Annotated in this window: 19 protein-coding genes; 15 read left to right on the forward strand and 4 right to left on the reverse strand. The window is 72.9% G+C overall.

Annotated elements, in window-relative coordinates:
• Positions 1–243 precede the first annotated feature (243 nt).
• The 3 genes from recN (at position 244) to ACFV46_RS32670 (ending at position 4242) form a co-directional block, all read left to right on the forward strand.
• Positions 244–1962, forward strand: coding sequence for a DNA repair protein RecN (gene recN / locus ACFV46_RS32660; protein ID WP_385500873.1), 1719 nt, complete (start codon positions 244–246; stop codon positions 1960–1962).
• A gap of 45 nt (positions 1963–2007) precedes the next feature.
• Positions 2008–2772, forward strand: a complete 765-nt coding sequence (locus ACFV46_RS32665; protein ID WP_385500846.1) for a hypothetical protein — start codon at positions 2008–2010, stop codon at positions 2770–2772.
• 333 nt (positions 2773–3105) lie between these two features.
• A complete protein-coding gene (locus ACFV46_RS32670; RefSeq protein ID WP_361935430.1) occupies positions 3106–4242 on the forward strand; it encodes a glycosyltransferase family 4 protein in 1137 nt (378 codons plus the stop codon).
• Positions 4243–4254: 12 nt separating this feature from the next.
• Here ACFV46_RS32670 and ACFV46_RS32675 read toward each other — a convergent pair whose 3' ends face one another.
• The 3 genes from ACFV46_RS32675 to ACFV46_RS32685 all read right to left on the reverse strand — a co-directional run bounded on the left by ACFV46_RS32675 (position 4255) and on the right by ACFV46_RS32685 (position 9250).
• Positions 4255–5934, reverse strand: a complete 1680-nt coding sequence (locus ACFV46_RS32675) for a PucR family transcriptional regulator (protein WP_385500847.1) — start codon at positions 5932–5934, stop codon at positions 4255–4257.
• Positions 5935–6000: 66 nt separating this feature from the next.
• Positions 6001–7380, reverse strand: a complete 1380-nt coding sequence (locus tag ACFV46_RS32680; protein ID WP_385500849.1) for an FAD-binding oxidoreductase — start codon at positions 7378–7380, stop codon at positions 6001–6003.
• 67 nt (positions 7381–7447) lie between these two features.
• Positions 7448–9250: a glycoside hydrolase family 15 protein gene (locus ACFV46_RS32685; RefSeq protein WP_361935503.1), complete on the reverse strand. Its 1803-nt coding sequence runs from the start codon at positions 9248–9250 to the stop codon at positions 7448–7450.
• 500 nt (positions 9251–9750) lie between these two features.
• On the opposite strand from ACFV46_RS32685, the gene ACFV46_RS32690 reads away from it, so the two are divergent.
• The 12 genes from ACFV46_RS32690 to ACFV46_RS32745 all read left to right on the forward strand — a co-directional run bounded on the left by ACFV46_RS32690 (position 9751) and on the right by ACFV46_RS32745 (position 23480).
• A complete protein-coding gene (locus ACFV46_RS32690; protein ID WP_151783306.1) occupies positions 9751–11418 on the forward strand; it encodes a CTP synthase in 1668 nt (555 codons plus the stop codon).
• A gap of 83 nt (positions 11419–11501) precedes the next feature.
• A complete protein-coding gene (locus tag ACFV46_RS32695) occupies positions 11502–12128 on the forward strand; it encodes an NUDIX domain-containing protein (RefSeq protein WP_385500850.1) in 627 nt (208 codons plus the stop codon).
• Positions 12129–12306: 178 nt separating this feature from the next.
• Positions 12307–14403 carry a tetratricopeptide repeat protein gene (locus tag ACFV46_RS32700; RefSeq protein WP_385500851.1) on the forward strand — a complete coding sequence of 699 codons (2097 nt, stop codon included), beginning with the start codon at positions 12307–12309 and terminating at the stop codon, positions 14401–14403.
• 134 nt (positions 14404–14537) lie between these two features.
• Entirely contained in the window at positions 14538–15662 is a 1125-nt protein-coding gene (gene ald / locus ACFV46_RS32705; protein WP_179199280.1) for an alanine dehydrogenase, read from the forward strand.
• 399 nt (positions 15663–16061) lie between these two features.
• Entirely contained in the window at positions 16062–17198 is a 1137-nt protein-coding gene (locus ACFV46_RS32710; RefSeq protein ID WP_079033693.1) for a ParA family protein, read from the forward strand.
• Complete coding sequence (locus ACFV46_RS32715; protein ID WP_151783302.1) at positions 17183–17767, forward strand: hypothetical protein; 585 nt, start codon at positions 17183–17185, stop codon at positions 17765–17767. The genes ACFV46_RS32710 and ACFV46_RS32715 overlap by 16 nt, the downstream gene beginning before the upstream one ends.
• Positions 17768–17785: 18 nt before the next feature.
• On the forward strand, positions 17786–18937 hold the full coding sequence (locus tag ACFV46_RS32720) for a segregation and condensation protein A (RefSeq protein ID WP_385500853.1): 1152 nt from the start codon (positions 17786–17788) through the stop codon (positions 18935–18937).
• Positions 18934–19584, forward strand: a complete 651-nt coding sequence (gene scpB, locus ACFV46_RS32725; RefSeq protein ID WP_361935452.1) for an SMC-Scp complex subunit ScpB — start codon at positions 18934–18936, stop codon at positions 19582–19584. The genes ACFV46_RS32720 and scpB overlap by 4 nt, the downstream gene beginning before the upstream one ends.
• Positions 19584–20699 carry a pseudouridine synthase gene (locus tag ACFV46_RS32730; RefSeq protein ID WP_385500854.1) on the forward strand — a complete coding sequence of 372 codons (1116 nt, stop codon included), beginning with the start codon at positions 19584–19586 and terminating at the stop codon, positions 20697–20699. Before scpB ends, ACFV46_RS32730 begins: the two co-directional genes overlap by 1 nt.
• 268 nt (positions 20700–20967) lie before the next feature.
• On the forward strand, positions 20968–21708 hold the full coding sequence (locus ACFV46_RS32735) for an NUDIX domain-containing protein (RefSeq protein WP_385500855.1): 741 nt from the start codon (positions 20968–20970) through the stop codon (positions 21706–21708).
• Positions 21705–22727 (forward strand): ADP-ribosylglycohydrolase family protein, encoded by a 1023-nt coding sequence (locus tag ACFV46_RS32740; RefSeq protein WP_385500856.1) that lies wholly within the window; start codon positions 21705–21707, stop codon positions 22725–22727. Before ACFV46_RS32735 ends, ACFV46_RS32740 begins: the two co-directional genes overlap by 4 nt.
• A gap of 3 nt (positions 22728–22730) precedes the next feature.
• On the forward strand, positions 22731–23480 hold the full coding sequence (locus ACFV46_RS32745) for a DNA polymerase beta superfamily protein (protein WP_385500858.1): 750 nt from the start codon (positions 22731–22733) through the stop codon (positions 23478–23480).
• Here the strand turns inward: ACFV46_RS32745 and ACFV46_RS32750 are convergent.
• A complete protein-coding gene (locus ACFV46_RS32750; protein ID WP_376729642.1) occupies positions 23406–24149 on the reverse strand; it encodes a DNA polymerase beta superfamily protein in 744 nt (247 codons plus the stop codon). The genes ACFV46_RS32745 and ACFV46_RS32750 overlap by 75 nt on opposite strands.
• Positions 24150–24166 lie beyond the last annotated feature (17 nt).

Raw genomic sequence — 24166 nt, forward strand, 5'->3', positions numbered from 1 at the left:
CCGCGTACTGGTTGTACGCGGGTGGGCGGCCGGTGCGGCGAGAGTGCGTGCCGGGCGCCGGGCGGCAGGCGGGACTTTGCGGACACGACCTAGGGCACCTGCGGGACCTGGGGAAAGGCCACCCGCCCGGGTGACAAGGTGGGGTCCGTACCCATTCGTCACCTGGACCTTCACAGGACTGGGACCGGGGCCCGTCGCATCCCCGGCCCCGGACCTCGTAAGGTCGTGTCCGTGTTGGAGGAGATGCGGATACGGTCGCTCGGAGTCATCGACGACGCGGTGGTCGAGCTGTCGCCCGGATTCACCGCCGTCACGGGTGAGACGGGCGCGGGCAAGACGATGGTCGTCACGAGCCTCGGGCTGCTGCTCGGCGGGCGCGCGGACCCGGCGCTGGTGCGGATCGGGGCCGAGAAGGCGGTCGTGGAGGGACGGATCACCGTTCCCCCGGACGCGTCGGCCGCCGTGCGGGCCGAGGAGGCGGGCGCCGAGCTGGACGACGGCGCGCTGCTCATCAGCCGTACCGTTTCCGCCGAAGGGCGCTCCCGGGCGCACCTCGGCGGACGCAGTGTCCCCGTGGGGATGCTCGCCGAGCTCGCCGACGAACTGGTGGCCGTGCACGGGCAGACCGACCAGCAGGGTCTGCTGAAGCTGACCCGGCAGCGGCAGGCGCTCGACCGGTACGCGGGGGACGCCGTCGCCGTGCCGCTGGCCAAGTACGGCGAGGCGTACCGGCGGCTGCGGGCGGTCTCCACGGAGCTGGAGGAGATCGTCACGCGCGCGCGTGAGCGCGCCCAGGAGGCCGACCTGCTGCGGTTCGGGCTCGAAGAGATCGCCGCGGTCGAGCCGCGGCCCGGTGAGGACGTCGAGCTCGCCGAGGAGGCCGAGCGGCTCGGGCACGCCGAGGCGCTGTCGTCGGCCGCCACGGCCGCGCACGCCGCCCTCGCGGGCAACCCGGAGGACCCCGAGGGCATCGACGCGGCGACGCTCGTCGCGGGCGCCCAGCGGGCCCTGGACGCCGTCCGGTCGCACGACCCGGCGCTGTCCGCGCTGGCCGACCGGATCGGGGAGATCGGCATCCTGCTGGGCGACGTCGCCGGGGAGCTGGCCGGGTACGCCGACGACCTGGACGCCGACCCGCTGCGGCTGGCGGCCGTGGAGGAGCGGCGGGCCGCGCTGACCGGACTGACCCGCAAGTACGGCGAGGACGTCGCCGCCGTGCTCGCCTGGGCCGAGGAGAGCGGGCGCCGGCTGACCGAGCTGGACGGCGACGACGAGCGCATCGAGGAGCTGACCGCCGAGCGGGACGCCCTCCGCGCCGAGCTGGGCGGGCTCGCCCAGGCCCTGACCGACGCGCGCACCGAGGCCGCGGAGCGGTTCGCGGCGGCCGTGACCGCCGAGCTCGCCTCGCTCGCGATGCCGCACGCGCGTGTGTCGTTCGCCATCCGGCAGACCGAGGACCCGCAGGGCGTGGAGGTCGGCGGGCGCACCGTCGCCTACGGCCCGTCCGGCGCGGACGAGGTCGAGCTGCTGCTCGCCCCGCACCCCGGGGCGCCGGCGCGCCCGATCGCCAAGGGCGCCTCCGGCGGTGAGCTCTCGCGCGTGATGCTCGCCGTCGAGGTGGTCTTCGCCGGCACCGACCCGGTGCCGACCTACCTGTTCGACGAGGTCGACGCGGGCGTCGGCGGCAAGGCGGCCGTGGAGATCGGGCGCAGGCTCGCCCGGCTGGCCAAGTCCGCGCAGGTGGTCGTCGTGACGCATCTGCCGCAGGTCGCCGCGTTCGCCGACCGGCAGCTGCTGGTGGAGAAGACCAACGACGGGTCCGTCACCCGGTCCGGTGTGAAGGTCCTGGAGGGCGAGGAGCGCATCAAGGAGCTGTCCCGGATGCTCGCCGGCCAGGAGGACTCCGAGACGGCCCGGGCGCACGCCGAGGAACTCCTGGAGACGGCCCGCGCGGACGTGTAGGACTCGGGCGGGGGCGTTGTCGGTGGTGCGGCCTAGGCTGGCCGCATGATCGAACGCGCCCGCCGGGTCACCTCCTTCGCCCTGTCCGCGGCCCTCACCCGGGCCGCCGGTGGCGTGCTGCGCGCCACGTCACCCGGCGGGCTGGACCGTTGGGAGCGGAAGAACCACGCGGGCCGGACCGTCACGCTGCACGCCGGGCCGGCCTGCGCGGTGGCCGCCGCGCTCGGCACCGCGCGCGTGTCGCCCGCCGCCGGGTTCGCCGTGGCCGTCGCCGGGGCGTGCGGCGCCTACGACGACATCGCGGGGGCCGGTGACCCCAGGCGGGGCTTCTGGGCCCATCTGTCCGCCCTGCGGGACGGCGAAGTCACCAGCGGCCTCGTCAAGTTGGCCGGGATATCGGCGGCCGGGCTCGTCGCGGGCGCGTTCCTCAAGGAGCGGCCTGCGGACCGGCTGCTCGCGGGCGTGGTCATCGCCGGGGCCGCCCACGCCGTCAACCTGGTCGACGTACGGCCGGGGCGGGCCGCCCTCGGTGTGCTGGCGCTCGGAGCGCCGGGGCTGCTGCGCGCCGGGCCGGGTGCCCGGATCGCCGCCGCCGCCATGGGGGCCGCCGCGGCCGTGCTCCCCGACGACCTGGGCGAGAAGGCGATGGTCGGCGACACCGGTGCCCACGCGCTGGGCGCGGCCCTCGGCGCCGCCGTCGTCGCGGGCAACGGCCGGGCCTCACTGGCCGTCCACGCCGCAGCCGTGGTCGCGGCGGCCGTGTACGGCGACAAGGTCAGCGCCATCGCGCGCGGGGCGGGCACGGTCTGAGACGGCGTCGGGGGCGGGCCGGCGCGCTGCGGGGCGCGGGTGCGTGATCGCCGACGAGTGTCGATCCGGCGTACGGGATCACGCCGGGTGTCGAAAAGTGCGCCACGCGCGCGTGTTCGTGGACCGCGCGCCACGCGCCTCACTCGTGCAGGTGACTCCCGGCGCCGCGTTGCCCGGCCGCCGCCCTCCCACCGGTCCCGGAACGGCCCCGCGTCCTGGCATCCTTGGCGTAAACATGTCGTACGCGTAGGGATTCAGGCGGTACACCCCCTCCGCCCGATCCTTCTGTACGTTCTTCGTGACTGCCCGACCCGAAGCAGGAGACTTGGCCACGTGACCCCCGTGAGCAGCCACTCACCGCACGGCCAGTCGTCGCTGCGCACCGTGCAGGTACTGGGCGGTGGCAACGCCGGCAGTAGCGCGCATGTGCGATCGCTGTCCTCGGGGCTGGTCGCGCGGGGCGTGCGGGTCACCGTATGCGCCCCCGTGGAGGCCGATCACCTCTACGACTTCAAGGGCGCCGGCGCCGAACACGTGCACGTGCCCCGCAGCAGCGACCCCGCCGCCGTGGCCGCGCTGCGTGCCGCCTGCGCCGACGCCGACCTCGTGCACGCGCACGGGCTGCACGCCTCCTTCCGCAGTGTCCTCGCGCTGAGCGGCCGGCGTACACCGCTCGTCGTCACCTGGCACGACCGGGCCCACGCGGAGGGCGCCCGGGCCCATCTCGTCCGGCTGCTGGAGCGACGGGTCGTCAGGAACGCCTCCGTGGTGCTCGGCACCACGTCCGCCCTGGTCGAGCGGGCCCGCCGCACCGGCGCGCGCGACGCCCGGCTCGCCGCGGTCGCCCTGCCCCGGCCGCGCCGGACCGCCGGGCGCGACGACCCCGACCGCCTCACCGCCAAGGCCCGCGCCGAACTCGGCGCCACCGGACGCCCGTTGCTGATCGCGGTCGGCGCGCTCGAACGGCACCGCGGGTACGACGTGCTGCTGGACGCCGCGCGCGCCTGGCGGGCCCTCGATCCCGCGCCGCTCGTCGTGATCGCGGGGGAGGGGCCGCTGCGGGCCGCGCTCCAGCAGCGCATCGAGGAAGAGGCCCTGCCCGTACGCCTCATCGGGCGCCGTGACGACGTCACCGACCTGCTCGCCGCCGCCGACATCGCGCTGCTGCCCAGCCGTGGGGAGGCGCGGTCCGTCCTCGCCCAGGAGGCGCTGCACGCGCGCGTGCCGCTCGTCGCCGCCGGGACCGGCGGTGTGCCCGAACTCGTCGGTGACGCCGCGGAACTGGTGCCGTACGGCGACGCCCACGCCCTCGCCGCCGCCGTCGTGCGGCTGCTAGGCGACCCCGCCCGGCGGGACCTGCTCCGGGAGCGCGCGGTGCGGCAGGCCGCGACCTGGCCGACCGAGGACGAGACGGTGGCCCAGGTGCTCAGCGTCTACGACGAGTTGACGCAGCCCCGGCCCATGATCTGACCCCGCCGCGTCCTACGGCACATACCGCCGGGCCCGCAGCGCGAGGCTCAACGCCAGGACCGTGTGCGGGTCGTCGAGGTCGGTGCCGAGCAACTCGCCGATGCGCGCGAGCCGGTTGTAGAGCGTCTGCCGGTTCAGATGCAGTTCGCGGGCCGTCTCCGCCTTGCGGCCCGCGTGCGCCAGGTACGTCTCCAGGGTGGGCAGCAGGGGCGGCCGGGACCGTTCGTCGTGCGTGCGCAGCGGGCCGATCGCCCGGTCCACGAACGCCGCCAGGCCGGGGTGGTCGCGCAGCCGCCACAGCAGCAGGTCGATGTCCAGCCGCCGGGCGTCGTGCCAGGGCACGTCCGGCAGCCCCTGCGCGGCCGTCGCCGTCTCCGCCGCGTGCCGCAGGGACGCCGAGGCCGCCGCCCAGCCGCCCGCCTCCCCGACGACCACGACCGGCGCCGGCGCGCCCGGCCGCCGCATCCCGGCCCGCTCCGCGCCCGCCCGCAGCGCCGCCGCGACCCGGTCCGCCACCGCCGGCCGCTCCGACTCCGAGCGCAGCCCCAGCAGCAGCGGCACCCGGCCCTCCACCGGCCGCACCCCCAGCAGCACCGGCACGCCCACCGAGGCCAGCTCCTCGCCGACCGCGCGGGCCAGCACCGCCCAGCCGCCCCCGCTCTCGGCGCCGCCGGGCCGGGACGCCCCTCCGGGCGCCGCCAGCCCGTCGCCGAGCCGCATCACGACCGGCAGCAGCGGACCCGCACCCGGCTTGAAGCCCAGGACACGGGCCTGCGCCGGGGCGTCCTCCGGGGTGATCCGGCCCTCCGCGAGATCGGTCAGGAAGTCGCCGCGGCCCCGGGCGGCCAGCTCCTCCTCCTGCCGCGCCTGCATCAGCACCACGGCGAGGATGCCCGCCGCGCGCTCCGCCGCGATCCTGTGCACCGGCGCGAGCGGCCCGCGCACCGGCAGCAGGACGAGCCGGGCGCGCACCGACCCGGTGCCCGCGCCGCCCCCGGGCACCTCCACCAGCACGGACCCGGCCGGCGGCGGCGCCTCCTTGTGCTGGCCGCGCAGGCCCTCCCACACCTGCAGCGGGTCCGTGCCCTCGGGCCCGGCCCCCGCCGCGTACAGCAGCCGGCCGTCCGGCGTCTCCAGGAAGACCGGGTTGCCGGCGAAGTCCGCCAGGATGGCGAGCACCTGCGGCACCCCGCCCCCGCTGAGCAGGGCCTCGGTGCACCGGCGGTGCACCTCCTCCGCCCGCTGCAGCAGCGCGTAGTGCCCGTTGACGATCTCGGTGTGGATCTCCTCGGTGACCGTGACGAACGGCACCTCGCGATGGAGCTGGACCAGCGGCAGCCCCGCCGCGCGCGCCGTGTCGACCAGCGCGGCGGGCAGCCGGGTGAAGCGCGCGCCCAGCTCCACCACCAGGGCCGCGATGCCCCGGTCGGCCAGGGTGCGCACGAACGCCCGCTGGTCGGCGGGCCGGGTGCCGAGGCCGTAGCCGGTGGTCAGCAGCAGTTCGCCGCCCTTGAGCAGCGAGGCGATGTTGGGCACCTCGCCCGCGTGGACCCAGCGCACCGTGCGCCCCAGCCGCTCGCCGCCGGCGAGGATTTCGGGCAGCCCGCTGCGCAGTCCGGGCAGCTCGAGGGCCCGGCGCACGGTGATCCCGGCGCTGTGGGTGTCGAACGCGCTGTCCCTGCGGCTGTCCATAGCCGGACGCTACCCGCGGGCGCCCACCCGGGGCACATCCGCACCGTGCGGCGACGCGTCCGCCCGTCAGGCCGGGGCGATGTTGTGGTTGAAGCGGAACACGTTGTCCGGGTCGTAGCGGCGTTTGAGCGTGGCGAGCCGCTGGAAGTTCTCGGCGCCCAGCCCGGCCTTCACCCGGTCCGTGCCCTCGTCCCCGATGAAATTGAGGTACACGTCTCCCGTGCTGTACGGCCGCGCGCCGGCGCGCACGTCCCGCACCCACTGGACACACCGCTCGTCGTCCGCCGGGTCCTCCCAGATCGCGAAGGGGTGGACGGCCCACGGCGCGTCCCGATAGGGCACCGGGTACTCGCGCGGGCCCGCCGCGATGGCCCCGCCCTGCGGGAACAGCACATGGATGGTGGCGCTCGGCGGCAGGGCCTCGCCGCCCGCGCAGAACACGTCCAGGTAGTCGTCGGGCGCGCCCGTCAGATACTCGGCGGACCAGTAGTTCCGCATCCCCGGCGGGTCGTCGAGCATGCACTGGACGTCGGCGTACGGCATCGCGCCGACGATCTCCTGCTCGTGCGGCAGCGCCAGCAGGGGCTCGGCCAGCTTGCGCAGGTCCTCCTCGGGTCCGGCGTACGTGAGCAGCGCGCCGCACAGCAGCGAGCCGACCAGGTGCGGCGGCACGAAGTCCTCCGGCGGGCCGGTGAGGTAGATCACGCCTCCGCTCGCCTCGTCCGGGGCCGCGGCGATCAGCTCGCGGTAGGTGCGGGCCACCTCGCGGGCGAACTCCGGCAGATACAGCAGCAGGGCGATCGAGAAGTCGGGCAGCGGGTGGAGCCTCAGGGTGAGCGCGGTCGCGACCCCGAAGTTGCCGCCGCCGCCGTGCAGGCCCCAGAACAGCTCCGGGTTCTCGTCGGCGCTCGCGTGGACCCGCTCGCCGTCCGCGGTGACGAGTTCGACGCCGAGGAGGTTGTCGACGGCCAGTCCGAAGCGGCGGTCCAGCCAGCCGGTGCCGCCTCCGAGGACGAAGCCGCCGACGCCGGTCGTGGAGGCCCGGCCGCCGGTGGTGGCCAGGCCGTGCGGCTGGCACGCCCGGTCCAGGTCGCTCATCGTGGCACCGCCCGCGATCCGCACCGCCTCGGCGCCGGGGTCGACGGAGACCGCGCGCATGTGCCGCAGATCGATGACGAGCCCGTTGTCGTTGACGGCCGAGCCGGCGACGCTGTGCCCGCCGCCGCGCACCGCGATGTTCAGGTCGAGGTCCCTGCCGAACCGCACGGCCCGCATGACGTCGTCCTCGTTCGCGCACTGCGCGATGACGGCGGGCCGTTTGTCGATCATGGCGTTGAAGACGGTGCGGGCCTCGTCGTAGCCCGCGTCCGAAGGGGCGAACACGTCGCCGACCAGTTCCTCGCGCAGCGCGGCGAGGGCCGCGCCCGCCTTCGATGGGGAGGCCATGAGGCGCCCCCTTCCCTGCAGGGGCTGATGGCTCCCAGCTTAGGCAGGCTCCGGCCGTCCTTCCTGTTCAGCCGCCGTACGCCCCCGACGCCGTCAGGCGCAGCGCGGTGTCGATGAGCGGGACGTGGCTGAAGGCCTGCGGGAAGTTGCCGACCTGGCGCTGGCGGACCGGGTCCCACTCCTCGGCGAGCAGACCGAGGTCGTTGCGCAGTGACAGCAGCTTCTCGAACAGCTTGCGGGCCTCGTCGACGCGGCCGATCATCGCGAGGTCGTCCGCCATCCAGAACGAGCAGGCCAGGAAGGCGCCCTCGTCGCCCGGCAGGCCGTCGACGCCCTCGTCCTCGCCCTCCGTGGGATAGCGCAGGATGAAGCCGTCCGTCGTGGACAGTTCGCGCTGGATGGCCTCGACGGTGCCGATGACCCGCTTGTCGTCCGGCGGCAGGAAGCCCACCTGCGGGATCAGCAGCAGGGCGGCGTCCAGCTCCTTGGAGCCGTACGACTGCGTGAACGTGTTGCGTTCCTTGTCGTAGCCCTTCTCGCAGACGTCCCGGTGGATCTCGTCGCGCAGTTCCTTCCAGCGCTCCAGCGGGCCGTCCGCGTCGCCGGACTCGATGAGCTTGATCGTCCGGTCCACGGCGACCCAGGCCATCACCTTGGAGTGCACGAAGTGGCGGCGCGGGCCGCGCACCTCCCAGATGCCCTCGTCCGGCTCGTCCCAGTGGTCCTCCAGGTAGCGGATCAGCTTCAGCTGCAGCAGGGAGGCGTAGTCGTTGCGGGCGAGGCCCGTCATGTGGGCCAGGTGCAGAGCCTCGGTGACCTCGCCGTACACGTCGAGCTGGAGCTGGTGGGCGGCGCCGTTGCCGACCCGCACCGGGGCGGAGTTCTCGTAGCCCGGCAGCCAGTCCAGCTCGGCCTCGCCGAGCTCGCGCTCACCGGCGATGCCGTACATGATCTGCAGGTTCTCGGGGTCGCCCGCGACCGCCCGCAGCAGCCACTCGCGCCAGGCGCGGGCCTCCTCGCGGTAGCCGGTGCGCAGCAGCGACGACAGGGTGATCGCCGCGTCGCGCAGCCAGGTGTAGCGGTAGTCCCAGTTGCGCACCCCGCCGATGTCCTCGGGCAGCGAGGTCGTCGGGGCGGCGACGATGCCGCCCGTCGGGGCGTAGGTGAGGGCCTTGAGGGTGATCAGCGAGCGGATGACCGCCTCGCGGTAGGGCCCGTGGTACGTACAGTGCTCGACCCACTCGCGCCAGAAGTCCTCCGTGGCCTCCAGCGACTGCTCCGGCTCGGGAAGGGCCGGCGGCTGCTTGTGCGACGGCTCCCAGGAGATCGTGAAGGCGATCCGCTCGCCCGGCGCGACCGTGAAGTCCGAGTAGGTCGTCAGCGACTTGCCGTAGGTCTCGGCGTCCGTGTCGAACCACACGGAGTCCGGCCCGGCGACGGCGACCGTACGTCCCTCGTGCTTGTGCACCCACGGCACCACCCGGCCGTACGAGAAGCGCATCCGCAGCGTCGAGCGCATCGGCACCCGGCCTGAGACGCCCTCCACGATCCGGATGAGCTGGGGCGCGCCGTCCCGCGGGGGCATGAAGTCGATCACCCGGACCGTGCCGCGCGGGGTGTCCCACTCGGACTCCAGGATCAGGGAGTCGCCCCGGTAGCCGCGCCGGGTCGCCGTCGGCGGCTGGGAGTCGGAGGCGTGCGCCGGCCCGAGCCGCCAGAAGCCGTGCTCCTCTGTGCCCAGCAGGCCGGCGAAGATGGCGTGCGAGTCGAAGCGGGGCAGGCACAGCCAGTCGACCGTGCCGTCCCGGCAGACCAGCGCGGCGGTCTGCATGTCTCCGATGAGTGCGTAGTCTTCGATGCGCCCGGCCACGTGCAACTCCAGTCGAACGGCCACGTCACCCCCTCTTTCGTGCGACAAGGGGGCTCTCGCTAGTGCGGTCAAGGGGTGGTTGTAAATCGTCGTTGAGCGGTGAAGCAAAGCAGTCGCCGTGGCCGTGAGGCAAAACGGTGGGCACTGCTCGACGATCTCTGCTCAACGAACTGACGAGCTCTCGTTGTTCCGGTGCTTACGGGCGAGGGGTGGTGCCGTGTTGCCGGCCGGGCTCGGCAGCGAATGTCCGAGCAGGATACGACGCACGTAGATGATCTGCGTGCCGCTCCGGGCAACCCGGGTCGGCCGAACGGGTGAGCAGTGGGTGACCGGACCGTGAGGGCCCGGTGAAGTGTGCGGATGTGTGCCGGGGCGTGCGCGGAGCGTGGCCGGAAGCCATCGGTCCCGGTCGCTGATACCCTGGTAGCCCGTGGACCGGTGGGCGTGAAGACCCCCGAACCGCACTTCAAGATCGCGACCACGGGAGCCCCCTCTTGGCCATGCCGCCCGCTGCTTTCCGAACCAACGCAGCCACGACGACCAAGCACATCTTCGTCACCGGGGGTGTCGCCTCCTCGCTCGGCAAGGGCCTGACGGCCTCCAGCCTCGGCATGCTCCTGAAGGCGCGTGGTCTCCGCGTCGTCATGCAGAAGCTCGACCCGTACCTCAATGTCGACCCTGGCACGATGAACCCCTTCCAGCACGGTGAGGTGTTCGTCACCAACGACGGCGCCGAGACCGACCTGGACATCGGCCACTACGAGCGCTTCCTCGACCGTGACCTGGACGGATCGGCCAACGTCACCACCGGCCAGGTCTACTCCACGGTGATCGCCAAGGAGCGGCGCGGCGAGTACCTGGGCGACACCGTCCAGGTCATCCCGCACATCACCAACGAGATCAAGCACCGCATCCGCCGCATGGCGACGGACGAGGTCGACGTCGTCATCACGGAGGTCGGCGGCACGGTCGGCGACATCGAGTCGCTGCCGTTCCTGGAGACCGTCCGCCAGGTCCGCCACGAGGTCGGCCGTGACAACGTCTTCGTCGTCCACATCTCGCTCCTGCCGTACATCGGCCCCTCCGGGGAGCTGAAGACGAAGCCGACGCAGCACTCGGTGGCGGCCCTGCGCAACATCGGTATCCAGCCAGACGCGATCGTGCTGCGCTGCGACCGTGAGGTCCCGACCGCGATCAAGCGGAAGATCTCGCTGATGTGCGACGTCGACGAGGCGGCCGTGGTGGCCTGCCCCGACGCGCGGTCCATCTACGACATCCCGAAGACCGTGCACGGCGAGGGACTGGACGCCTATGTCGTCCGCAAGCTCGACCTGCCGTTCCGCGACGTGGACTGGACGACCTGGGACGATCTGCTCGACCGCGTCCACAACCCGGACCACGAGGTCACCCTCGCGCTGGTCGGCAAGTACATCGACCTGCCCGACGCCTACCTCTCGGTCACCGAGGCGCTGCGCGCGGGCGGTTTCGCCAACAAGGCCCGCGTGAAGATCAAGTGGGTCACCTCGGACGACTGCAAGACGCCGGCCGGCGCCGCCGCCCAGCTCGGCGACGTCGACGGCATCTGCATCCCCGGCGGCTTCGGCGAGCGCGGGGTGAACGGCAAGGTCGGCGCGATCAAGTACGCCCGCGAGCACAAGATCCCGCTGCTGGGCCTGTGCCTGGGCCTGCAGTGCATCGTGGTCGAGGCCGCCCGCAACCTGGCGGACATCTCCGACGCCAACTCCACCGAGTTCGACCCGGCCACCTCCCACCCGGTCATCTCCACGATGGCCGAGCAGATGGACATCGTCGCCGGTGAGGGCGACATGGGCGGCACGATGCGGCTCGGCATGTACCCGGCCAAGCTCGCCGAGGGCTCCATCGTGCGCGAGGTGTACGACGGCAAGGAGTACGTCGAGGAGCGGCACCGTCACCGGTACGAGGTGAACAACGCCTACCGGGCCGAGCTGGAGAAGAAGGCGGGCATCCTGTTCTCCGGCACCTCGCCCGACGGCAAGCTCGTCGAGTACGTGGAGTACCCGCGCGAGACGCACCCCTACCTGGTGGCCACGCAGGCCCACCCGGAGCTGCGGTCGCGCCCCACGCGCCCGCACCCGCTGTTCGCCGGGCTCGTGAAGGCCGCGGTCGAGCGCAAGATTTCGAAGTAACACGAGAGTTGTACGGTGGCCGGGGCGCAAACCTTCAACGGTGGGCGCCCCGGTTTTCCTTTGCGCACGTGGAAGGGCAGGGCATGACGATCAAGGACACCCCCGAGGAGTGGGAGGTCCGGGCGACCGAGACCCCCTTCGTGGGCAACAAGACCTCCGTCCGCACCGATGACGTGGTCATGCCGGACGGCTCGGTGGTGCGACGCGACTACCAGGTCCACCCCGGCTCGGTCGCCGTGCTCGCCCTGGACGACGACGACCGCGTCCTGCTCATCAAGCAGTACCGCCACCCGGTCCGCCACAAGCTGTGGGAGATCCCGGCCGGCCTGCTCGACGTCCCCGGCGAGAACCCGCTGCACGCCGCCCAGCGCGAGCTGTACGAGGAGGCCCACGTCAAGGCCGAGGACTGGCGGGTCCTGACCGACGTCTACACCACGCCGGGCGGCTGCGACGAGGCCGTGCGGATCTTCCTCGCCCGGCAGCTCTCCGAGGCCGAGGGCGAGCGGTTCGTGGTGGAGGACGAGGAGGCCGACATGGAGCACGCGCGCGTGCCGGTCGACGAGCTGGTGCGGCACGTCCTCGCCGGTGACGTGCACAACAACTGCCTGGTCGTGGGCGTGCTGTCGCTGGCCGCCGCACGCAGCGGCGACGGGCTGGACGCGCTGCGCCCGGCGGAGGCCCCCTGGCCCGCGCGGCCCTTCGCCTCCTGACCGGAGCACACCACAGCACTCCACCAGCGGTGTGAAGATCGGCTGATCCGATCGGGCGATGTCCCCGCCGTGCCCGCCGCACTCCGCCCGGAACGTACCGGAGCGTCAACTAGGCTCTGAGCACGCCCGAACCGGAGTCCCGGCGGGCTCGCGCGTGCGTGGGACGGGAGTGTGGCCCGTGACGGACCAGGTGGTGGACACAGGCGACGTCCGGACGTCGGCCCGGACCCCCGACGGCAGTCATTTCCTGGGCCGCACACGCGAGTTGAAGGAGCTGCGCGCCGACATCGAGCGCGCGGGCCTGGACACCCTCTCCGGCCGCAAGGCACCCCGCGCGCGCGTGCTGCTCATCGCCGGCCGCCCCGGCTCCGGCCGTACGGCACTCGCCGGGGAACTGGCCCGCCAGGTCGCCGGCCGCTACCCCGACGGGGTGCTCCGCGCCCGGCTCAGCGAGCCCGACGGCACCCCCGTCCCCGTCGTCCGCACCGCCCGCGACCTGCTCGCCGACCTCGACGTGCCCGCACCGCCCGGCGCCGCCGAGGACGACCTGACGGCCACCCTGCGCGAGGCGCTGGCCGACCGCCGGGCCGTGCTGCTGCTCGACGACGCGGCCGACGCCGAGCAGGTCGACGCGCTGTTGCCGGACACCCCGGAGTGCCTGGCCGTCGTCGTCTCCGGCGGTCCGCTGACCGGCATCTCCGACGTCCGGCCCTGCACGCTCGGCGGCCTCGACACCAAGTCGGCCGTGGACCTGCTCACCCGGCTCTCCGGCTCCGTCCGCATCACCGTCGACCCGAGGGCCGCCGAAGGGCTCGTGGAGGTGTGCCAGGGGCAGCCCGCCGCGCTGACGCTGGCCGGCGGCTGGCTCGCGGCCCGCCCCAAGTCCGCCGTCTCCGACCTGGCCAAGCAGCTGCGCGCCGAGGGCGAGGAGGGCACTCCGCTCGGCCGCATGCTGCGGCTCGTCCACGCCTCGCTGCCCGCCCCCGCCGCCCGGATGCTGCGCCTGCTGACGCTGGCCCCCGCCGGACTCGTCGACCCGCACGGCGCCTCCGCCCTCGCCGGCTGCTCGGTGGACGGCGCCCACACCACCCTGGAGGACCTGGCCGCCCTCGGGCTGCTGCACCGCGTCGACTCGCCGCTGCCCCAGTACCGCGTCCCGGGCTGTCTGCACCCGCTCCTGCAGGCCCTCAGCGAGACCCAGGACCGGCCCGCCGAGGTCCAGCTCGCCCGCGCCCGCATGCTGGAGCGGACCGTCCGGCTGCTCCAGTCCTGCCGGGCGATCACCGAGACCGACAGCCCCGAGACCCGCCAGAAACTCCTCGGCGTGCCCCGGGCCCTGCGCTTCCCGAACCCGCGGGCGGCCGCCGAATGGCTGCGGCTGCGCCGGCCGGCCCTGCTGGCGTCGGCCCGGGCCGCGGTCGCCGACGGGGAGCTGGACACCCTCGCCAGGCGCCTGATGTCGCAGCTGGTCAGGGCGATGGCCGCGCACTTCGGCACCCAGGCCGCCGCCGGGGACCTGTACGAGATCCACGGCCTCGTCCTCGACGTGGCCGAGCGCCGGAACCTGCCCAGGGAGAAGGCGGCGGCCCTGCTGAACCTCGGCGACCTCGACGCCCGCACCGGGCGCACCCGCGAGGCGCTGGCGCGTTTCCGGGCCGCGCTGGACGCCGGACGCGAGGCGGACGACCCGTACGCGACCGGCCGCGCGATGGAATCCGTGGGCGGCGCGCATCTGGAGCTCGGCGACTACGACCGGGCCGCCGACTGGTACGGCCGGGCCCTCGCCCAGCGCCTGGCCCGCGGGGAGCGCGCCGAGACCGCCCGGCTGTACGGCAGGACCGCCGAGGCGCACACCTACGCCGGCCGGTACGGCGAGGCCCAGCGCAACTGGCGGGCCGCGGTCGCCGTCCACCGCAAGAACGGCGACGTCGCGGGTCACGCGCGTGCCCTGAGCGAACTCGCCCGGGTCCAGGAGTACGCCGGACGGCTCGACGACTCGCTGCGCACCTGCCAGGAGGCGGTGGAGCTGGCCCGCCGGGCCGAGGACGTACGGCTCCAGGGAGCGCTCTATCTGCGGCTCGCCGACACCCTGGACCGGCTCGGCGACCCCTCGGCGGCTGAGCTGCACCGGGGCGCCGCGCGGCGGATCCTGGTGGAGGAGACCGATGCGGCCGAGGAGGCCGGCGCGGCCGGGCCCGAGCTCGAGGACCAGGCCATCGAAACGAAACACCGCGCTGACGCCTGCGAAATCCGTAGCATGCCGAACGAAGATTGATGCAATGAAAGGCTAGACAGCGGGAACACCTTCATTAGACTGGCTCTGCCGCACCTTCTCCTGCGGTGTCTCCCGGTATGCCACTGCATGCCTGGGATGTGTAGCAATGCCCCACACCCCCTGAGCCAAGGACCGTGATCGACGTGAAGGTCGGCATCCCCCGCGAGGTCAAGAACAACGAGTTCCGGGTGGCCATCACCCCCGCCGGCGTGCTCGAGCTGGTGCGCAACGGCCACCAGGTCGTCATCGAGCAGGGCGCCGGCCTCGGCTCGTCGATCCCGGACAGCGAGTACGTCGCCGCGGGCGCCCAGATCCTGCCCACCGCGGACGAGGTGTGGGCCGCCGCCGACCTGCTGCTGAAGGTCAAGGAGCCCATCGCCGAGGAGTACCACCGCCTCCGCAAGGACCAGACGCTCTTCACCTACCTGCACCTGGCCGCGTCCAAGGAGTGCACGGACGCCCTCATCGAGTCCGGCACCACCGCGATCGCCTACGAGACGGTCGAGCTGCCCACCCGCGCCCTGCCGCTGCTCGCCCCCATGTCCGAGGTCGCGGGCCGTCTCGCCCCGCAGGTCGGCGCCTACCACCTGATGCGCGCCAACGGCGGCCGCGGTGTGCTGCCCGGCGGCGTGCCCGGCGTGCTCGCCGGCCGTGCCGTGGTCATCGGCGGCGGCGTCTCCGGCTGGAACGCCGCGCAGATCGCCATCGGCATGGGCTTCCACGTGACCCTGCTCGACAAGGACATCAACAAGCTGCGCGAGGCGGACAAGATCTTCGGTACGAAGATCCAGACCGTCGTCTCCAACGCCTTCGAGCTGGAGAAGGCCTGCCTCGAGGCCGACCTCGTCATCGGCGCGGTCCTCATCCCCGGCGCCAAGGCCCCGAAGCTGGTCACCAACGAGCTGGTCTCCCGCATGAAGCCGGGAAGTGTCCTTGTCGACATCGCGATCGACCAGGGCGGCTGCTTCGAGGACTCCCGTCCGACGACGCACGCCGAGCCGACCTTCCCGGTCCACAACTCGGTCTTCTACTGCGTCGCCAACATGCCCGGCGCGGTGCCCAACACCTCCACCTACGCGCTGACCAACGCCACGCTGCCGTACATCGTCGAGCTGGCCAACAAGGGCTGGGTCGAGGCGCTGCGCCGTGACCCCGCGCTGGCCAAGGGCCTCAACACGCATGACGGCAAGGTCGTTTACCGCGAGGTCGCGGAGGCGCACGGCCTGGAGCACGTCGAGCTCGAGTCGCTCCTCGGCTGAGGCGGACCGGCAAGTCACTTTCTGGTAAAGGCGATACGTCAACACAGGTCGTCAACCCCGCGCATCCAGCCGGACCTTGCTCGAAAAGGTCCGGCTGGATGTGTGTATGGTCACTTTGCGACGCTCGGTCAACTCGCCTCGAACGTAACCCTTCGACCGATTCGCACACCGGTGAAACCTGCTGTGCGACGGTCGTACGCCCTTGACAGCGGGATGTTTCATTGTCGACACATCTGCCCGGTCCGGTGGATTGTGTTGCTGCGGACCGCCGACACGCCATAGAGTCGCCAACCGTCGGCATGGTGCCACGCTGACCTGTCTAGAAGTTTCCTGGTCACCAAGGAGGTAAGACGACTTGTGAATGAGTCGACATTTTCTCCCGGGGGTGGTCAACCAGGAATGCCTGTACGGGGCCAGGGTCCCGCGGGATTCGAGGCTGTCGGCTCCGTCGCTGTCCGAACCTTCGCAGCCCACCAGAGCCAGACCAGCCCCCACACGGCTCTGACAGCAAACAAGAGCATGGATGGCCATCACGTGAACGCCATGGCCGGCGACGGAAGTGGCGCGCCCCGCAACCACTTCGCCGACTACGACGAACTGCCCGAAGGGCACTTCTACGACCCCGACGCGGAGTACGAGCCCGACCCCGAGTACGCGGCCACCCTCGCGCCCGACGCTGCCCGGCAGCGCCGCGAGCGCATCGGCCCGACCGGACGTCCGCTGCCGTACTTCCCGATCCCGGGTCCACTGACCGACCACGGTCCCGCGAAGATCATCGCGATGTGCAACCAGAAGGGCGGCGTCGGCAAGACGACGTCGACCATCAACCTGGGTGCCGCACTCGCCGAATACGGTCGCCGCGTACTGCTGGTGGACTTCGACCCGCAGGGCGCGCTGTCGGTCGGACTCGGTGTGAACCCGATGGAACTCGACCTCACCGTCTACAACCTGCTCATGGAGCGGGGCATGTCGGCCGACGAGGTGCTGCTGAAGACGGCGGTCCCCAACATGGACCTGCTGCCCAGCAACATCGACCTGTCCGCCGCCGAGGTGCAGCTCGTCAGCGAGGTCGCCCGGGAGTCCACGCTCCAGCGCGCCCTGAAGCCGCTGATGGACGACTACGACTTCATCGTCATCGACTGCCAGCCCTCGCTCGGCCTGCTCACGGTCAACGCCCTGACGGCCGCGCACAAGGTGATCGTGCCGCTGGAGTGCGAGTTCTTCGCCCTGCGCGGTGTGGCGCTGCTGACCGAGACGATCGAGAAGGTCCAGGAGCGGCTGAACCCGGAGCTGGAGCTCGACGGGATCCTCGCCACGATGTACGACTCGCGCACGGTCCACAGCCGTGAGGTCCTGGCGCGTGTGGTCGAGGCGTTCGACGACCACGTGTACCACACGGTCATCGGACGCACGGTCCGCTTCCCGGAGACCACGGTCGCCGGTGAGCCGATCACCACGTACGCCTCCAACTCCGTCGGTGCCGCCGCCTACCGCCAGCTCGCCAGGGAGGTGCTCGCCCGGTGTCACGCCGAGTGAGTCTGCCGGGGGCCGACGAACTGTTCCGCACGACAGGGGGTACGGCGCTCCAGCCGTCCACTCCCCGGCGCCCGGCCAACGGCGAGGCCCGGGTGCCGGCTCCCGCGGGGGAGAGCGACGCCGCGGCCGCCGAGGACGCGCCGCAGTCGGTGCCCGCCCAGGGCGGCGACGGCGAGGGCGCCGAGCATGTGGCGGCCGACACCGAGCAGGCCGAGGCGGGGGAGTCCCGCAGCCGGTCCGCCTCCGGTGAGCGCTCCGCGCGGCGTCAGGGCGCGCAGGAAGGTTCTGCCGGGACCGCCGCGGCCAACGCCGCCGCCGCGCCGCGCAAGCGGGGGCGTGCCGCCGCACGCCGGCCCAGCGGACGCGAACGGCACGACGAGAAGATCACCGTCTACGTCTCCGCCGAGGAACTCATGGACCTGGAGCACGCGCGCCTGGTGCTCCGCGGTGAGCACGGGCTCGCCGTCGACCGCGGGCGGATCGTCCGCGAGGCGGTGGCCGTGGTCCTGGCCGACCTGGAGTCCCGGGGCGACGCCAGCATCCTCGTACGACGGCTGCGCGGGCGGTAGCGGTAGCCTGCGGGGGCCATGACCTCGAACGACGTTCCCGCCCCGCGCGCCGGCGCCCCCGCCGGCCGCCGGCGTGCGCTGGGCCGGGGACCGGGGGCGGCTCCGCCGGTTCCGCCCGAGCCGGCACCGGAGCAGGCGCCCACCGAGCCGGAACAGGGCCCGGGCGTCGTCGAGACCCCGGCGGTCGCCTCACCGCCCGCGTTCGAGCCCGCGCCCACGCTCGCCGCACCCACACCTGCACCCGAACCCGCACCCACACCTGCACCCGCACCTGAGTCTCCCGCGGCACGAACCGCCGTCGAGGATCCCGGCCCCGCGACGCGGCCCGCCCCGCAGGACGGTGCCGAGACGGAGACCGACGGTGTCTTCAAGGTCCGGCTCGCCAACTTCGAGGGCCCCTTCGACCTGCTCCTCCAGCTGATCTCCAAGCACAAGCTGGACGTCACCGAGGTCGCCCTGTCCAAGGTGACCGACGAGTTCATGGCGCACATCCGCGCCATGGGCCCGGACTGGGACCTGGACGAGACGACCGAGTTCCTGGTGGTCGCCGCCACTCTCCTCGACCTCAAGGCGGCCCGGCTGCTGCCGGCCGCCGAGGTCGAGGACGAGGCCGACCTGGCGCTCCTGGAGGCGCGGGACCTGCTGTTCGCACGGCTGCTGCAGTACCGGGCGTACAAGCAGATCGCCGACATCTTCAGCGGGCGGCTCGACGACGAGGCCCGCCGCTACCCCCGTACCGTCGGCCTGGAACCGCACCACGCCGAGCTGCTGCCCGAGGTCGTCATCAGCATCGGGGCGGAAGGATTCGCCAGGCTCGCGGTCAAGGCGATGCAGCCCAGGCCCAAGCCCCAGGTGTACGTCGAGCACATCCACGCGCCGCTGGTCAGCGTGCAGGAACAGGCGGGGATCGTCGTCGCGCGGCTCAAGGAGCTGGGCGAGGCCAGCTTCCGGGACCTCGTCGCGGACACCGGCGACACCCTCACGGTCGTGGCGCGCTTCCTGGCGCTGCTCGAGCTGTACCGCGAGAAGGCCGTGGCCCTCGACCAGGAGACCGCGCTCGGCGACCTCATGGTGCGCTGGACCGGCGGGGACGGGGACGACCGGCCGAGGGTGACCGACGAGTTCGACCGGCCGCCGGAGGCGCCCGAGCAGGAGGAGAAGAAGGCGTGAGCGAGATCACCGGGCTGCCCGCCGGATCGCGTACCGTCGCGGACCTCGACCTCAAGCCCGCCCTGGAGGCGATGCTCATGGTCGTGGACGAGCCCGCGTCCGAGGAGCATCTGGCGAAGCTGCTGGAGCGGCCGCGGCGGCAGATCGCGGACGCGTTGCGGGAGCTCGCCGACGAGTACGCCGTGCAGGGACGCGGCTTCGAGCTGCGGTTCGTCGCGGGCGGCTGGCGTTTCTACACCCGGCCCGAGTACGCGGCCGCCGTCGAGCGCCTGGTCCTGGACGGGCAGACGGCCCGCCTCACGCAGGCCGCCCTGGAGACCCTCGCGGTCGTCGCGTACCGCCAGCCGGTCAGCCGCAGCCGCGTCTCGGCCGTGCGCGGAGTGAACTGCGACGGTGTGATGCGCACCCTGCTGCAGCGCGGTCTGGTCGAGGAGGCGGGCGCGGAACCTGAAACAGGTGCGATCCTGTACAGGACGACGAACTACTTCCTGGAGCGGATGGGCCTGCGCGGTCTGGACGAGCTCCCGGAGCTCGCGCCCTTCCTCCCCGAGGCGGAGGCGATCGAGGCCGAGACACTGGAAGCGGTCCCGTCGTTCGATCCGGACGCCCCGGATTCCGAGGACGCAGACGACAAGACGGAACTTTGATGCGAAGCAGCAGCGGCAGGAACAGCAGCGGAAACAACGGCGGGAGCCGTGGTGGCAACAGCGGCGGCCGCGGCGGGAGCGGCGGTGGCCGCGGTAACCACCGCGGTGCCGGCAACAACCGCGACGACCGGCAGGGCGGTCGTCCGAAGAAGCCGCGCCCGGAGGAGCGACGCTACGACGTAGGTCCGGGCGCCACCCAGGAGGGCCCCAAGTCGGGCCGTGGGCCGTCGGCGCGCGGCGGCGCCAAGGGCGGGCCGAAGAAGCCCCTGCAGCGGGGCCGGTCGGTCCCGGCGACGTCCCGTGAGTACGAGGCGCGCGCCGAGGAGCGCAACCGCGAGCGGTACGCGGGCAAGAAGGACGTCAAGCTGCCCAAGACGTTCCCGGGCGCCGAGCAGGAGGGCGAGCGGCTGCAGAAGGTGCTCGCCCGGGCCGGCTACGGCTCGCGGCGCGCCTGCGAGGAGCTGATCGACGAGGCACGCGTCGAGGTCAACGGCGAGATCGTCCTCGAGCAGGGTCTGCGCGTGGACCCGGAGAAGGACGAGATCAAGGTCGACGGGCTGACCGTCGCCACGCAGTCGTACCAGTTCTTCTCGCTCAACAAGCCCGCCGGTGTCGTCTCCACGATGGAGGACCCCGAGGGCCGGCAGTGCCTCGGCGACTACGTCACCAACCGGGAGACCCGGCTGTTCCACGTCGGGCGGCTGGACACCGAGACCGAGGGCGTCATCCTGCTCACCAACCACGGCGAGCTGGCCCACCGCCTCACCCACCCCAAGTACGGCGTGCGCAAGACCTATCTCGCGCACATCGTCGGCCCGATCCCGCGCGATCTGGGCAAGCAGCTCAAGGACGGCATCCAGCTGGAGGACGGCTACGCGCGCGCCGACCACTTCCGGGTCGTCGAGCAGACCGGCAAGAACTACCTGGTCGAGGTCACCCTGCACGAGGGCCGCAAGCACATCGTGCGCCGCATGCTGGCCGAGGCCGGGTTCCCCGTCGACAAGCTGGTGCGGGTCGCCTTCGGCCCGATCACCCTCGGCGACCAGAAGTCCGGCTGGCTGCGCCGGCTGTCGAACACCGAGGTCGGCATGCTGATGAAGGAAGTCGATCTGTAGACACGCGTGCGTGTGTGTCCTGACGGCCGGTCCGGGGTTCACCCGGGCCGGCCGTCGCGTTTACCCGGCCCGTGGGCCTGTGGGGGCCGGGAGGGAGGGCGAGGCCGCGAAGGGTGCGCCCTGGCTCCGGAGGCCCGCAGGCAGCCGCCAGGGGGCTGCGCGGGGCCTTTCCGGCCGACTGGTGGCGCCCAGGGGTTGTGGAAGTGTGCGCGGATCCTTTATGGTCAAGGTGACTAATAGTCGTACTGACCATTAAGGGGGTGGCTCGGTGACGCCCGGACCCGTCGTGCCCGACGGCTACGACAAGCACGCCCACGAGCCCTTCGCCGTCACCGCCGACCTCGCCGTCCTCACCATCCGCGAAGGCGCCCTGCACGTCCTGCTCGTCGAGCGCGGACAGGAGCCGTACCGCGGACACTGGGCCCTGCCCGGTGGCTTCGTACAGCCCGACGAGTCCGCCGAGACGGCCGCCCGGCGCGAACTCGCCGAGGAGACCGGTCTGTCGGACGTCAGCGGCCTCCACCTCGAGCAGCTGCGCACCTACAGCGAGCCGGACCGCGACCCCCGGATGCGGGTCGTCACCGTCGCCTTCACCGCCCTGCTGCCCGACCCGCCCGAACCGCACGGCGGCAGCGACGCCGCCCAGGCCCGCTGGGTCCCGTACGACAAGGCCCGGCCGCTCGCCTTCGACCACGACCGGATCCTGGCCGACGCCCACGACCGGATCGGCGCGCAGTTGGAGTACTCCGGTCTCGCCACCGCCTTCTGCCCGCCCGAGTTCACGCTCGGCGAGCTCCAGAAGGTCTACGAGGTGGTGTGGGGCACGGCCTTGGACCGGCCCAACTTCCGGCGCAAGGTGCTCGCCACGCCCGGCTTCGTCGAGCCCGTCCCCGGCGCGGCCCGGCTCACCGGCGGCCGCGGCAAACCGGCCGCGCTGTACCGCGCGGGCACCGCGACCACCCTCCACCCGCCCCTGCTCAGGCCCACCCCGGAAGGACGCCCCGCATGACCGCCACCACCGTCCGCAAGCACGCCGCCACCGGCTCCCTGCTCGGCCTCGCCCTCGGCGACGCGCTGGGCTTCCCCACGGAGTTCAACGACGTCCCGTCGATCCTCGCCAAGTGCGGACCGTGGCGCGAGATGGCCCTGCCGACGCCGGCGATCGTCACCGACGACACCCAGATGACCCTGGCGCTGGGGAAGGGGCTGCGGACGGCGATGGACCGGGGCCTGCTCGGGCCCAAACGGCTGGAGCGGCCCGTACGCGAGGAGTTCGTGGACTGGTACCAGTCGCCGGAGAACAACCGGGCGCCCGGCCGGACCTGCCTGGTCGCCTGCAACCTGCTCAAGGACGAGCGCAGGCCCTGGCAGGACGCCTCCCAGATCGGCTCCAAGGGCTGCGGCGCCAACATGCGCGTCGCCCCCCTCGGCCTCGTCCCCGGACTCAGCGACGAACAGCGGGCCGGCGCCGCCCAGTTGCAGTCCGGGCTCACCCACGGGCACCCCACCGCGCTCGCCGCGTCCGACCTGACCGCGCACGCCGTGCACCTCCTCGCGGGCGGCGCCGACCCGACCGGACTGGTCGGGCTGCTGCGGTCGTACGCCTACGACAACCGCACCCGGTACCACGAGCGCTGGCTCGGCGACCTGTGGACCCGCTCGCAGGACCCCACCCCCGAGCACTTCATCGCGCGTGGCTGGGACGACTGCCTGGCCGTGCTGGACCGGCTCCAGGAGGCCGTCCGGTCCGTGTCGCCGGAGACCGATCCCTGCCTGGCCACCGGCGAGGGCTGGATCGCCGAGGAGGCGCTGGCCACCGGGCTGCTGTGCTTCCTGTGGTTCGTCGACGAGCCGCTGACCGCGCTGCGCCGGGCCGCCTGCACGGCCGGGGACTCCGACTCGATCGCCTGCCTGGCCGGGGCGTTCGCCGGCGCCCACCTCGGCGCGGACGCCTGGCCCGCCGACTGGGCCGACCGCGTCGAGTACCGGGGCGACCTGCTGGCCCTCGGAGCGCTCTGGGACGCTTGACCGATGCTCGACGCCCTCGATCTCGACCTCGCGCCCGTCATCGCCGAACAGCCCGACCCCGTGCTGTTCGCGACCGTCTCCGGCGCCCATCTGTACGGCTTTCCGTCGCGTGACTCGGACGTCGACCTGCGCGGGGTCCACCTGCTGCCGGCGGCCGACCTCGTCGGGCTGCGGGAGCCGGACGAGACCCGCTCCCGGATGTGGGTGCGCGACGGTGTCGAGATGGACCTGGTCACCCACGACCTGCGCAAGTTCGTACGGCTCATGCTGCGCCGCAACGGCTATGTGCTGGAGCAGCTGCTCTCCCCGCTCGTCGTGCACACCACCGACGCCCACCGCGAGCTGGCCGAGCTCGCGCCGGGCGTGCTGACCGCACACCACGCCCACCACTACCGGGGGTTCGCCACCACCCAGTGGCGGCTGTTCGAGCGGACCGGGGAGCTCAAGCCGCTGCTCTACACCTTCCGTGTGCTGCTCACCGGCATCCATCTGATGCGCAGCGGCGCGGTCGAACCCCACCTGCCGACCCTGCTGGAAGCGGTCGACGCGCCCCGCTATCTGCCCGAGCTGATAGCGGCGAAGGCCGAACGGGAGCACGGGGACGCCGGCGTCGACCACGCGCGCGTGGCGGCCGACGTGGAGCGCCTGCACGCCGTGCTGGACGAGGCGCAGTCCGCCTCAGCGCTGCCCGACGCTCCGGACGTCCACGACGCCCTGCACGCCTTCGTCGTCCGCGTACGTCTGGAGGGCTGAGGCACGGCGGACGCGGACCAGGAAGTCCTCCACCCGGCGCCGGTCCGGCTCGGCCGGCAGCGGGCTGTGGCGCAGCGCCTCCTCCGCCTCCGCGGCGAGGCGGTTCATCCGGGCCTCCACCTCCGGCCAGGGCACCTCGCCGCGCTTGACCTCCAGCAGGGACGCGCGCGCGTCGCCCACGTCGAGCGTCATGCGGCCGGTGCGCAGCAGGTCGCGGGCGCTCGCCAGGAGGCGGAGCAGATGCATGGCGTGCTTCCAGCGCGGGGCGCCCTGGGAGCGCAGGCCCGCCTCCAGCTTGCGGCGCTGGCCGAGCGCGTACCGGGTGAACGTCTCGTACGCCTGGCGGGACAGGAACGCCTCGCGCAGGGCGAGCAGCTCGTGCCCGGTGGCGTCGGCGTACTCGACGAGCGGGGAGTGCAGGCACTCCAGGATGTTCGGGTTGGCGCGCAGGGCCAGCTCGCAGAAGCGTTCCAGCTCCCAGCCGAACTGCTCGGGCAGCGGTCCCTCGACATGGGTCGGCGGCTTGTCGAAGCGCCAGAACAAAGGGGTGGGGGCGAGGAACACGCCCCGGCGGTCGGTGTCGCTGCCGTCCGTCGCGAGACCGAAGGCGCGCGACCCCATGACACAGGAGTAGATCGTGTGGTCGCGGACCAGGGTCTCGGGGCGCATGCCCGGCAGCGTACGGG

Origin of the sequence: Streptomyces sp. NPDC059852 (assembly GCF_042731455.1) — a bacterium.
In the GTDB taxonomy this organism is placed as follows: domain Bacteria; phylum Actinomycetota; class Actinomycetes; order Streptomycetales; family Streptomycetaceae; genus Streptomyces.